Source organism: Candidatus Pelagibacter sp. HIMB1509 (assembly GCF_052047855.1).
In the GTDB taxonomy this organism is placed as follows: domain Bacteria; phylum Pseudomonadota; class Alphaproteobacteria; order Pelagibacterales; family Pelagibacteraceae; genus Pelagibacter.
Genome location: NZ_JBNAIU010000001.1, coordinates 1,366,652 through 1,379,604, shown reverse-complemented (window position 1 = coordinate 1,379,604; position 12,953 = coordinate 1,366,652). Strand labels below are relative to the sequence as shown.

Annotated in this window: 11 protein-coding genes; 8 read left to right on the top strand and 3 right to left on the bottom strand. The window is 27.7% G+C overall.

Annotation, left to right across the window (positions count from 1 at the left end; all coding sequences use genetic code 11):
• Window position 1 precedes the first annotated feature (1 nt).
• Window positions 2-1,084, bottom strand: coding sequence for a chorismate synthase (gene aroC, locus ACTTBO_RS07405; protein ID WP_440657079.1), 1,083 nt, complete (start codon window positions 1,082-1,084; stop codon window positions 2-4).
• Window positions 1,085-1,117: 33 nt separating this feature from the next.
• On the opposite strand from aroC, the gene pdxH reads away from it, so the two are divergent.
• Entirely contained in the window at window positions 1,118-1,744 is a 627-nt protein-coding gene (pdxH, locus tag ACTTBO_RS07400; RefSeq protein ID WP_440657078.1) for a pyridoxamine 5'-phosphate oxidase, read from the top strand.
• Here the strand turns inward: pdxH and ACTTBO_RS07395 are convergent.
• Window positions 1,741-2,754 carry a polyprenyl synthetase family protein gene (locus tag ACTTBO_RS07395; protein WP_440657077.1) on the bottom strand — a complete coding sequence of 338 codons (1,014 nt, stop codon included), beginning with the start codon at window positions 2,752-2,754 and terminating at the stop codon, window positions 1,741-1,743. The genes pdxH and ACTTBO_RS07395 overlap by 4 nt on opposite strands.
• A 114-nt stretch (window positions 2,755-2,868) precedes the next feature.
• Between ACTTBO_RS07395 and ACTTBO_RS07390 the strand changes: the two genes are divergently transcribed.
• The 6 genes from ACTTBO_RS07390 to ACTTBO_RS07365 all read left to right on the top strand — a co-directional run bounded on the left by ACTTBO_RS07390 (window position 2,869) and on the right by ACTTBO_RS07365 (window position 11,029).
• Complete coding sequence (locus ACTTBO_RS07390) at window positions 2,869-3,672, top strand: S49 family peptidase (protein ID WP_440657076.1); 804 nt, start codon at window positions 2,869-2,871, stop codon at window positions 3,670-3,672.
• Window positions 3,638-4,534, top strand: a complete 897-nt coding sequence (locus ACTTBO_RS07385) for a glycine--tRNA ligase subunit alpha (RefSeq protein WP_440657075.1) — start codon at window positions 3,638-3,640, stop codon at window positions 4,532-4,534. The genes ACTTBO_RS07390 and ACTTBO_RS07385 overlap by 35 nt, the downstream gene beginning before the upstream one ends.
• Complete coding sequence (glyS, locus tag ACTTBO_RS07380; RefSeq protein WP_440657074.1) at window positions 4,534-6,600, top strand: glycine--tRNA ligase subunit beta; 2,067 nt, start codon at window positions 4,534-4,536, stop codon at window positions 6,598-6,600. The genes ACTTBO_RS07385 and glyS overlap by 1 nt, the downstream gene beginning before the upstream one ends.
• Complete coding sequence (gene ppdK, locus ACTTBO_RS07375) at window positions 6,600-9,272, top strand: pyruvate, phosphate dikinase (protein ID WP_440657073.1); 2,673 nt, start codon at window positions 6,600-6,602, stop codon at window positions 9,270-9,272. The genes glyS and ppdK overlap by 1 nt, the downstream gene beginning before the upstream one ends.
• Window positions 9,273-9,338: 66 nt before the next feature.
• Window positions 9,339-10,037, top strand: coding sequence for a glycosyltransferase family 2 protein (locus ACTTBO_RS07370; protein ID WP_440657072.1), 699 nt, complete (start codon window positions 9,339-9,341; stop codon window positions 10,035-10,037).
• Window positions 10,034-11,029 (top strand): NAD-dependent epimerase/dehydratase family protein, encoded by a 996-nt coding sequence (locus tag ACTTBO_RS07365; protein ID WP_440657071.1) that lies wholly within the window; start codon window positions 10,034-10,036, stop codon window positions 11,027-11,029. The genes ACTTBO_RS07370 and ACTTBO_RS07365 overlap by 4 nt, the downstream gene beginning before the upstream one ends.
• Here ACTTBO_RS07365 and ACTTBO_RS07360 read toward each other — a convergent pair.
• On the bottom strand, window positions 11,026-12,336 hold the full coding sequence (locus ACTTBO_RS07360) for a hypothetical protein (protein ID WP_440657070.1): 1,311 nt from the start codon (window positions 12,334-12,336) through the stop codon (window positions 11,026-11,028). The two genes, ACTTBO_RS07365 and ACTTBO_RS07360, sit on opposite strands and share 4 nt — an antisense overlap.
• A gap of 373 nt (window positions 12,337-12,709) precedes the next feature.
• Between ACTTBO_RS07360 and ACTTBO_RS07355 the strand changes: the two genes are divergently transcribed.
• Window positions 12,710-12,925 (top strand): hypothetical protein, encoded by a 216-nt coding sequence (locus ACTTBO_RS07355; RefSeq protein WP_440657069.1) that lies wholly within the window; start codon window positions 12,710-12,712, stop codon window positions 12,923-12,925.
• The last annotated feature ends 28 nt before the right edge of the window (window positions 12,926-12,953 follow it).

The following is a 12,953-nucleotide window of genomic DNA, read 5'->3' as shown; positions in this document are numbered from 1 at the left end:
TTTATCTGCACTGAGCCTGATTCATTAGGTAGTGGTCTAATAAAACACAATTCATCATAGCTTCTCCAACTGGAACAGCTCTTATTCCTACGCAAGGGTCATGTCTCCCTTTAACTGATATTGTCGTATTTTTTCCGAATTTATTAATAGTTTTTCTTGTAGTTAAAATTGAAGATGTAGGTTTAACAGCAAATGATGCTATTATTTCTTGCCCAGAAGAAATTCCGCCTAAGATCCCGCCTGCATTATTAGAGTTAAATTTTAATTTATTATTTTTTAATGATATTTCGTCGGAGTTTTGCTCGCCACTTAGTTGTGCAGAATTCATTCCAGCACCAACATTTACTCCTTTAACTGCATTAATGCTCATAAACGCCGATGCGATATCAGAATCTAATTTTGAATAAATAGGCGCACCAAGACCTGCGGGAATACCTCTTGCTCTTACTTCTATTACAGCACCACATGATGACCCTGATTTTCTTACACCAAGTAAATATTTTTCCCATAATTTAATCATAGACTTATCTGGACAAAAGAATGGATTTTTTGAAATAATTTTATCATTCCACTGTGACGTATCACATCCTAAGATACCTAATTGAGTTACAGCACCTATAACTTTAAATTTTTTTCCTAATTTTTTTTGAAGTACTAGTTTAGCTATAGCACCAGCCGCAACTCTTGAAGCCGTCTCTCTAGCTGAAGATCTTCCTCCACCTCTGTAATCTCTAATTCCGTATTTTTTGAAATAGGTAAAGTCTGCATGACCTGGTCTGAATTTATCTTTTATATTTCCATAATCTTTAGATCTCATATCTTTATTGTAGATAATTAAAGAAATTGGTGTGCCAGTAGTTTTTCCTTCAAATATACCTGAAAGTATTTGGACTTTATCATCTTCCTTTCTTTGTGTGGTAAATCTTGATTGTCCAGGTTTTCTTTTGTCTAATTCTAATTGAATATCTTTTTCATCTAGATTTATGTTTGGAGGACAACCGTCAACTATGCAGCCAATAGCAGGACCGTGAGATTCACCCCAAGTTGTGAAACGAAATAGCTTTCCAAAAGTGTTAAATGACATTATCTATATTATATAGATTATTTTGTTTAAATTATGAATGAAAAAAACAAACTTGGTATCAACAGCTGCTTTTTAAATTTAGATGATCCAATTAAGTTATTTGAAATATGGATGGAAAAAGCTAAACAGACTGAACCAAATGATCCAAATGCAGTTGCGCTAGCAACCTCAAGTAAAAATAATGTTCCATCAGTCAGAATGGTGCTCCTAAAGGGCTTTAATAAAGATGGATTTGTTTTCTACACTAATTTAAATAGTCGAAAAGGTAATGAACTAAAGGAAAATCCTAACGCTTCGATGTGTTTTCATTGGAAAAGTCTTTTAAGACAAATCAGAATTACTGGGACTGTATCATTAGTTTCTGATGATATTGCAAATGAATATTATTCTTCCAGAGCATATGAAAGTAGAATTGGTGCATGGGCATCAAATCAGAGCAAAGAATTAAAAAATAGAGATGAATTAATAAATTCAATTAAGGAGTACAAAAATAAATATTCTGATGAAACAAAAGTTCCTAGACCAAAACACTGGTCTGGATGGAATTTAAATCCAAAAAATATAGAGTTTTGGCTAGATGGAGAAAATAGAATTCATGAAAGATTGCTCTATACAAAAAGCCAGAATGGATTATGGAATAAAGCTTTATTAAGTCCTTAAAAATTTCTTGCTAAACTAAAAGATGTAAGTTTTTTAAGAATTTGTTTTTCTTTAGTATCCCTGAACACACTTAAAGAATTTGATGCTAAATTAATATAGTGCTGAGCTTTTTGGTAGCATTCATTTATAATTTTATATTTATTAATCAAAGATATAATATTGTTAAAATCTTCTTTTGTTCTTTCTTTTTTATTAAATACTTCTTTTAGCCTATTTCTTTCATTGTTTTCTAATTTTTGGTAAAGCAAAATTATTGGTAAAGTCACTTTTCCTTCAAAAAAATCTTTTCCTATTTTTTTTCCAAATAACTTTAATTCAGAATTATAATCTAATGTGTCATCTGCAATTTGAAAAGTTAACCCTAAATTCCTTCCATAAAATTCTAGCGCATCTTTTTCTTTATTTTCTACTTCAGCCAAAATTGCACCTACTTTTGTTGAAGCAGCAAATAATTCTGCGGTTTTGGCAGAGATAATTTTTAGATATGTTTCTTCAAGCATATCAACTTCATTATTATGTTGTAGTTGTAATACTTCTCCCTGAGCAATTTTAGATGAAGTTGATGATAATAATTTTAATACCTCTAAGTTTCCATCTTCCACCATCATCTCAAAGCATCTGCTTAAGAGATAATCTCCAATTAAAACCGAAGAATGATTACTCCAAACTTTATTTAGAGTTTCTTTGCCTCTTCTAATTTCACCTTCGTCGATAACATCATCATGCATCAAAGTTGCACTGTGAATAAGTTCTACACAAGCTGCTAAATTTACATCTCTCGAACCTTTTGAGTAACCACATAACTTAGCACTTCCTAATGTCAATAAAGCTCTAAGTCTTTTGCCACCAGTTTCTATATGATAATTAGTCATTTTTTGAACTAATTGAACATCACTAGTCAATTTGGATTTTATTCTCTCTTCAGTCAAAGCTAGTTTTTCTTCAACAGAATCCTTCAATTGGAAATATGAATTATTTATCTGGTTTTTAAGCTGTACTACAGTTCCCATATTAATTTTAAACTAATATAAATAAGTTATATTTATTACTTATCATTTGACGCACCTATTTCTTCAATTATAAGTAGTCTTTATAATCAACTAAATATTCTGTAAGAGATAAATATGTTTTCCTTTTTAAAAAAGAAAAAAATTGTTTCACATATTAAATTAAATGGTGTCATTGGTAATGCTGGTAAATTTAAGCAAGGTATTGATTTTGCAGGACAGGAAGAAATTATTAAAAAAGCTTTTTCACTAAAAAAAGCTGCTGCAGTAGCAATATCAATCAATTCACCAGGAGGTTCACCTGTACAGTCACATTTAATTTATAGTTTTATTCGTCAGCAAGCTAAAAAAAGTAATAAGAAAGTTATTTTTTTTGCAGAAGATGTTGCTGCATCTGGGGGATATCTTATCTCATGTGCTGGAGATGAAATTTATGCAAATTCAAGTTCAATTATCGGTTCTATAGGGGTAATATATTCATCATTTGGTTTCACTGAATTAATTAAGAAAATAGGTGTTGAGAGAAGAGTTCACACAGCTGGAAAGAATAAGAGCACACTTGATCCTTTTATGGAAGAAAAGGAAGAAGATATTCAAAGACTTAAAAATATTCAATTAGATTTACATCAAGATTTCATAAATGTAGTTGAAAAAAGTCGTGGAGCAAAATTAAATAAAAAAGAAGTAGAGTTATTTTCTGGTGAATTTTGGTCAGGCTCTAGAGCTAAGAAATTAGGATTAATAGATGGTATTGGAGATGCACATGAAATCTTAAAAGAAAAATTTGGAGAAGATGTCGTAATTAAAAAATTTGAAAAAACAAAAGGGTGGTTAAGTCAAAAACTTTCATCTTCAAATCATATTGACCAATTTGCAAATATTTTAGATGAAAGATCAATCTGGCAAAGATATGGTTTCTAAATCAAAAAAGAAAATTCTTACATTTCAAGATACAATTTTAAATCTTCAAAAGTTTTGGAGCAAAAAGGGATGTGTAGTTCTCCAACCTTATGACATGGAAGTAGGAGCAGGTACATTTCATCCAGCAACTACATTGAGGTCATTAGGGACTAAACCTTGGAAGACAGCATATGTGCAGCCATCAAGAAGACCTACAGATGGAAGGTATGGAGATAATCCAAATAGACTTCAACATTATTATCAGTTTCAAGTTCTTATAAAACCTTCACCTGAAAATATTAAAAAACTTTACCTTAATAGTTTATCATCTATAGGAATTAATCATTCAGATCATGATATTAGATTTGTAGAAGACGACTGGGAAAGTCCAACACTGGGTGCTGCTGGTCTTGGTTGGGAGGTATGGTGTGATGGCATGGAAATTACTCAATTTACTTATTTTCAACAGATGGCAGGATTTGAGTGCAAACCTGTTTCTGTAGAAATTACATATGGATTAGAAAGAATATGTATGTTTATTCAGCAGCAAAAAAATGTCTACGATCTGTTATGGAATGATGATGGTGTAAAATATAAAGAAGTATTTCATCAAGCCGAGAGAGAATTTTCGGCATATAATTTTGAACATGCAAATGTAGAGTCACTTTTTAAAATGTTTGATATGCACGAGTTGGAAGCAAAGTCATTAGTCGAAAAAAAAATTTCACTACCAGCTTACGATCAATGTTTAAAAGCAAGTCATGTATTTAATATATTAGATGCACGTGGAGCAATTAGCGTTGCTCAAAGAGCAGGATATATTGCAAGAATAAGAGATATCACAAAATCAGCCGCTAGTATCTGGTTAGATAGTCAAAAATAATGTCTGAATTTTTCTTAGAATTGTTTAGTGAGGAAATACCTTCAAATTTACAAAAAAATTTAAGAGAAAATTTACTAAAAAGTTTTAATGAATTTTTTTTAGAAAAATCTATTAAATTTAAAAAAAGTTTGTCTTACTCAACACCTAATAGGTTATTAATTTTGTTTGAGGGAGTTGAAAAGAAGATAGTTTTAAAATCTGAGGAAATAAAAGGTCCGAGTACAAAGTCTCCAGATGCTGCGTTGGAGGGATTTGTGAGATCAAATGGTGTTTCAAAAAAAGAATTGTTTACAAAAAAAACAGATAAAGGTGAGTTCTATTTTTATAAAACTAGATCAAAAAAATTAGATACTCATACATTATTGGAAGGAGCCATACCTCAAATACTGAATAAAATTCAATGGAAAAAGTCAATGAAATGGTCAAATTATGAACTATTATGGGGTAGGCCATTAAAATCTATCTTATCCATCTTTGATGGAAAAAAACTAAATTTTAAATTTCATCATTTCATTTCATCTAATTCGACATTTGTAGATAAAGAATTTGAAGAAAAGAAAAAATTATTTTCAGACTTTAAATCTTATAAAAATTTTTTTAAAAAAATGGATATACTTATCGATCACATTGAGAGAAAAGATTTAATAGAAAAAAAATTCGATATTATTTTAAAAAAAAGAAATATAAATATTGAAAGCAATCCCAAGCTTCTTCAGGAAGTAGTCGATTTAACTGACCAACCAAACGTAATTCTTTGTGAATTTGATAAAAAATTTTTAAATATACCTAAAGAGATTTTAATACTAACCATGCAACACCACCAAAAGTATTTTCCTACTTTTGATAAAAAAGGAAACATTACAAATCAATTTTTGGTAGTAGCAAATAATAAAGATAAAAAAGGATTAATTAAATTAGGAAATGAAAGAGTAGTTGAAGCAAGATTAAGTGATGCGGAATTTTTCTGGCAGAAAGATAAAGCTCAAAATATGGTCAAAAAAATTTCTGATTTAAAATTAATGAATTATTTCAAAGGTCTTGGAAATTATTTTGATAAAGCTCAAAGAATGAGAAAGCTTGGTGCTATTATTTCTGACGAGTTATTAATTAGCAAAGAAAAAGTAGAATTATCAGCATCGATAAGTAAAGTAGACTTGTTATCTGAATTGGTTGGTGAATTTCCAGAACTTCAAGGTATTATGGGAGGTTATTTTGCAAATGTGCAAGGTTTTGATAAAGAAATATCACTTGCTGTTAGTGAGCAATATTTACCTGTTGGATCTGGAACAAAAATTCCAAAAAAACCTTATAGCATTGCTTTATCCTTAGCTGACAAAATTGATACTTTAGTTGGATTTTTTGGTGTAAACCAAAAACCAACAAGTTCCAAGGATCCCTTTGCCTTAAGAAGATTAGCATTAGGGATAATTAGAATTATCATTGAAAATAAAAAAGATTTTAAAATTAGAGATTTAATAAATTATTCTTCAAGTTTGTATCAAGATCAAGGATTTGAATTTGAAAATAAATCTTTACAAAAAGAATTACTAGATTTTCTATTAGAGAGATTGAAATATTATATGAAGGAGGAAAATATCCGAAACGATATAATACAAGCTTCAATAAGTTCTTTTAACTTAGATCAATCTGTAATTATTTTTAATAAAGCAAAAAATTTAAATAAAATAATAAATAAACAAAACGGAATAGATATTATTTCAAGCTATAAAAGAGCATCTAATATTTTAGAAAGTGAGTTAAAAAAAGATAAAATCGAATTATCTAATACAACCGACCCTGGTATTTTTAAAACTGAGCTTGAAAAAAATTTATTTAAAAAAATTAATGAATTGAGGAAATATTTTTCAAGTATTAATAATGATGAAAATTTTGTTCAAACATTGGACAATTTAGCAAGTATTAAAAGAGAGGTATTTGATTTTTTTGATAATGTAATTGTGAATGAGGATGATCTGACAATTAAGAAAAATAGGCTAGAACTAATTCAAATCATGTGTAAAACATTTGACAATTATGTTAATTTTTCTTTAATCGAGTCTAGCTAATGACGAAACTCATATTAAACTTCAATTCGAAACAATCTAAAAGTATTAAAAATCCAAAAAATTTTTTAGGTGGAAAAGGTGCCAACCTTTCTGAAATGGGCAGAATGGGTTTGCCAGTTCCTCCTGGTTTTACAATATCTACTAAAGTTTGTGAGATTTTTTATAAAGATAAGAAAAAATTGAATAAAAATTTAATTTCTCAAATTAAAAAAGAATTAAAAAATATAGAAAAAGATGTTTCTAAAAAATTTGGAGACTTAAAAAATCCTTTGTTATTATCTGTTAGATCGGGTGCTAGAGTATCTATGCCAGGGATGATGGATACAATTCTCAATTTAGGTTTAAATGATAAAACAGTAAAAGCGTTAGCTTTGAAAACTTCCAATGGGCGATTTGCTAAAGACAGTTACAGACGATTTATTCAAATGTATGGAAACGTTGTAATGGGTGTAGAGAGTTATCATTTTGAAGAGCTAATTGAAAATTATAAATTAACAAAAGGCGTTTTGTTAGACACGGACTTAGATGAAAGTGATTGGGATGGTTTAATTGAAGATTTCAAAAGAACAGTAAAAGAAAAAACAAAAAAAGAATTTCCTCAAGATGTATTTCAACAATTATTTGGAGCAATTAGCGCTGTATTTTTGTCATGGGAAAGTAATAGAGCAAAAGTCTATAGAAAGTTAAATCAAATACCAGCAGAATGGGGAACAGCGGTCAATGTTCAATCAATGGTTTTTGGGAATATGGGTGATGATTGTGCAACTGGAGTTGTATTTACTAGAAATCCTTCAGATGGATCAAATGAAATATATGGTGAGTATTTAATTAATGCACAAGGTGAGGACGTTGTTGCTGGTACAAGAACACCTCAATATATAACTAAGAAGGCAAGAAAGAATGCTAAAGTTGATGAACCTTCAATGGAAGAGTCTTTGCCAAAAGTTTTCAAAGAATTAAAAAAAATTTTAAAAAAATTGGAAAAACATTACAAAGATATGCAAGATGTAGAATTTACAGTTGAGAATAATAAACTGTGGATGCTTCAAACTAGATCAGGAAAACGAACTGCAAAATCTGCAGTAAAGATTGCAGTTGATATGGTTAAGGAAAAATTAATATCAAAAAAAGAAGCAGTATTAAGAATTGATCCAAATTCTTTAGATACACTTTTGCACCCTACACTTGATGAAAAGAGTACAATCAATGTAATAGCACATGGTTTACCTGCTTCACCAGGTGCAGCAAGTGGGAAGGTGGTATTTACTTCAGAAGAAGCCGAAAGATTAACTTCGATGATGCAAGACACTATCTTAGTAAGAGTAGAAACGTCACCTGAAGATATACAAGGAATGCATGCTGCAAAAGGAATTTTGACGGCTAGAGGAGGAATGACGAGTCATGCTGCAGTAGTTGCTAGGGGCATGGGAAGACCATGCGTATCTGGTTCAAGTGAAATTGATATAAATTATGAGATGAAGACATTTAAAACACCTTCAATGGAAATTAAAGAAGGGGACGTCATTACTATAGATGGATCAACTGGCAGAATTATATCAGGAAGTGTGGCAACAGTTAAACCAGAGATATCTGGAGATTTTTCTAAGATAATGACTTGGGCAGATAGTTTTAGAAAATTAAATATTAGAACAAATTCTGAAACACCCAAGGATACTAAAACAGCAAAAGATTTTGGAGCTGAAGGAATTGGTCTTTGCAGAACAGAACACATGTTTTTTGATGAAGAAAGAATTTTATCAGTAAGAGAAATGATTTTATCAAAGACTAAAGAGGATAGATCAATTGCATTAAATAAACTATTACCTCATCAAAAAAAGGATTTTGTTGAAATATTTAAAATTATGAGTGGATTACCAGTTACAGTAAGATTGCTAGATCCACCTCTTCATGAGTTTTTGCCTCGAACAGATAAAGAGATTAATGAAGTAGCAAATATTGTTAATCTTCCAGTAAAAGAAGTAGAATCTAGAATTGATGAATTATATGAACAAAATCCTATGTTAGGTCATAGAGGATGTAGACTGGGAATATCTTTTCCCGAAATATATGAAATGCAATGTAAAGCAATATTTGAAGCTTTAATCGCTCTTAAAAAAGAAAAAATTAAATCTGCTTTTCCAGAAATAATGATTCCATTAGTATCTACTGAAGCTGAAATAAAAATTATGAAAGATTTAGTAATTAGAATTGCAAGTGAAGTTCAAAAAGAGCATAAAATAAAGATTGATTTTATGGTTGGAACAATGATTGAGCTTCCGAGAGCTGCTATTAAAGCAAACGATATTGCAAAACATGCTGAATTTTTTAGTTTTGGAACAAACGACTTAACTCAAACTACTTTTGGAATAAGCAGAGATGACAGTGGAAAATTTTTAAATGATTATTTAGATAATAAAATTTTTTCAATTGATCCGTTTATTTCGATAGATGATGGAGTTGGAGATTTAATAAAAATAGCTGTTGAAAAAGGAAAAAGTCAAAATAAAAATATAAAACTTGGAATATGTGGTGAACACGGTGGTGATCCAAATAGTATTTTATTTTGCTCAAAAGTAGGATTGAATTATGTTTCTTGTTCTCCGTATAGAGTTCCAGTAGCAAGACTTTCAGCAGCACAATCAGAAATTTTAAAAAAAACTGAATCTAAATAGTTATTTATTTATTTTAGAAATGCTATAAACATTCATAAATTAATTTTAATCTAAATAATATTTTTAATGAGTAAATTACAAATACTGCTACCTGTTTACAACGAAGCTTTATCAATTGAAAATACATTAAAAGAAATTTTTGACACATTAAATGGTAAAATTGATTTTCAATTTATTATTTCTGAGGATGGCAGTACAGATGGAACAAAAGAAATTTTAAAAAAATTAAAAGAATTATATCCAATGATATTGATAAGTGATAGTACTAGAAAATTTTACTCAAAGGCAGTAATTGATGGAATAAAACAAGCTGATGCAGATTATCTTTTGATAAAAGACTCTGATGGTCAATGCGATCCAAATGATATTCTTAATTTCTGGAATTTAAAAGAGAACTCTGATTTAGTAAATGGTTACAGATATCCCAGATATGATTTTGCATATAGACGTTACATATCAAAAGCTTTTTTTATCATGTATAAAATTTTGTTTAACGTGCCTTTAAGAGATCCAAGCTTTGCATATGTTTTTATGAATAAAAAAGTATATTCAAGTCTAAATAACTTTGAACCTTTGATGCCAGATGGGTTCTTTTGGGAATTTAATGCTAGAGCAAAATCATTAAACTTTACATTTAATGAAATTAAAATAAATCATAGAAAAAGATCATCAGGTGATACAAAAATTTATACATTAAAAAATTTACCAAGAATTGCATACACAAATGGTATAGGTCTTCTAAAATTACGTTTTCTTAAAAAATGATACTTGTAGTAGGTGCCAATGGCTTTTTAGGCTCTAAATTATCACAAACATTAAAAAGAAAAAAATTATCATATATTAAGTTAGATCAAAATCTTTGTAATAAAGAAAAAGTTGATATTAATATATATCCAGAATTAGAGAATATATTTAAAAGAAATAAAATTAAAATTGTAATTAATTGTGCTTGTGAGCCCGCAACATCAAAAGAAAAAGGTAATATTATTAAAACTAATGTAGGTGGAAATAAGAATTTAATAGATTTATCAGTAAAATATAAGGTAAAAAAATTTATTTTTTTTTCAACATCAGCAATTTGGGTCAGAGACTATAAAAAAGCTGTTAGTGAAAAAACAAAAGTTTGTCCCGTAGAAACTTATGGTTTATCAAAAGTTTTGGCCGAAAAAGATATCATTAAGTCAAAATTAAATAATTGGACAATTTTTAGGGTGCCAATGATTGTCTCTGAAGAACGTTTAGGTGTGTTAAGTCTATTATTTGAATTTATTATAAACAATAAAAAAATTCCAGTATTAAATAATGGAAAAAATTTAATTCAATTTATTCATATAAAGGATTTAATTAAATTTATATTGAAAAGTTTTTCGATTAATGAAAAACAGATCTATAATTTAGCTAGTGATGAGTATTTAACTTTAAAGGGTCTTTTTTTAATTTTAATCAATTCTGTAAAGTCAAGTTCAAAAATAATCTCATTTAATGACTTAGGTTTTACAAATATTTTGTCATTTTTAAATAAGATAAGACTTTCACCTTTAAATATTTATCACTTAAAAATGCTTAAATATTCATTAGTAATGGATACAAGTAAAATTAAAAAAAAATATAAAATGAAGCCAGTGATTAAAACATCTTCAATGATGATTTCAACATTAAAAGCCTACAAAAATAAAAAAGGAAACTTTAAAAATACAACTGAAATTACTTCTCCAATTAAAATGGGTATTTTAAGATTAGCATACTATTTATTTTAGAAGCTGTAAAAAAAAGGAATTTTTAAGTATAGGTGATAATAAAATATAGCTATTATCAATATACTTAATTCCCAGAAATATAAAAAATATATAGATTTTCCTTTGTCTAATTTCAATAAAGACAATTTTTCTTTTGGTACCAACATATAATAAAAAATTAGATATATTGGATCAAACCATTCTTGGTAAACATATTTTGGCAATCCAATCACTAAGAAAATAAAAAATAATAAAATAAAATATTTAAAATTAATAAGTTTTCTCAATGAAAGAATAATAGAAAAAAATAGACTAGATAATACAATTATAAAATAAATTGTATTGTTAAAAAATATTTGATTAAATTTAATTATGTATCCACCTCCAAATCTAGTATAATTGACTTCTTTGAATAAAATACTCTCAATAATTATTAATACGACAAATTTAATTATAAAATTTTTAAAATTAATATGTTTGATAAGAGTGTTAAAATTAAGAAATAATATTGGTATTAAATAGAATAAAACTAGAATAGAAATTTTGGGAATATTTAGAAAAATATTATTAATAGAAATATAATCAGATGCTGATGTTGCATTACTAATATTGTTAAAAACGTCCCAAATATAGTACGTATACAAGCCTGGTATACTAAAAATTGTGTAATATGCGCAAGTATAAAAAAATTTTTTATAATTATTAAGAAATAATAGAATTGAAATATGTGTTAATGCTAAAAATAAAAATTGTTGTCTAGAGTAAATTGCTAAAGCTATAAATAACGTTAAATAAAAATTTGTTTTATTGCTATCTTTGTTCTCAATTAAAAGCGATAAGTAGTAACAAGAAGGTATTAAAAAAAAAAGTGCAAAGTTTTCTGTAGTACTCCAATAGGATGTGGATCTAAACCAAGGACTTAGTAAAAAAATAAGTGGAAGAATTATAATTGGCAAGTTTGGTTTATTGAATAAATCTTTTTTTTTTAAATAATAAAAGAAAATAAATAGAATAAATAAGTTTAAAATTGTATTTGAAAATGTGAAATAAATATAATTAGTTTTAAATGGATTAAATAGAGATTGAAATGTGTGATAAAATGGAAATGTTGCTTCCTGATAACTTAGATAATTTTTTAAAGTATCGATATAACTTTCACTAAAATCATTTATTAGTGGCCAAATATGTTCCTTAAAATCTGTATGTGCTGCACCATTAGAAATTTCTCTAAAATAAAAACCTAAGAAATATAGAATAATAGTGAATATTGTTAGAATTATTGTGATATTTTTTCTTACGTTATTGCTTTTAAAATATTTTAATTCCATAATTAAACTTAGAATTATTAGTACAATATCTTTAATATAGAACTTTAAACAAATATTTGTAAAAATAAAATTAGATACTATTTCATTACTGTTACTCTATATAATTAATTATGACAATTAAAATAACCAAATCTCCATACCAAAAAACTACATTAATCATTATTTAAAAATTAATAAAATTTATCCTTCTGTAATTAGTTTAAAAATGTTTCTTCAAAGAAATCTAGATTTAAATTTTTCATACGATAATACGAAATTTTCAGGTAAATCAAATTTTAAATGTTGGTTCTGGGGATGGGAGAGATTTGTATTTATTCTGTAAACTTGTTTTTAATGTTTTTTTGCATTGAAGTAAGTAAATAGGTCGTAGCACATGCAAAAAGAAAAATTTAAAGAATTAGGTTTTAAAGTTAATTTATCAATAGGTTATAGTGAGGATACAGGATTTAAAAAAATAAAAAATCAAACATTAAAAAACATTAAACATATTTATGGTATTCTGAAAAATGGTGGTTATTTTCTGGGAACATTTACTAGATTTGATAGTCACATTCAAAAAATCTTAAAAGAATTGATAAAAATAGAATAATTGCAAAAGATGAATTCTATAAGGTTAG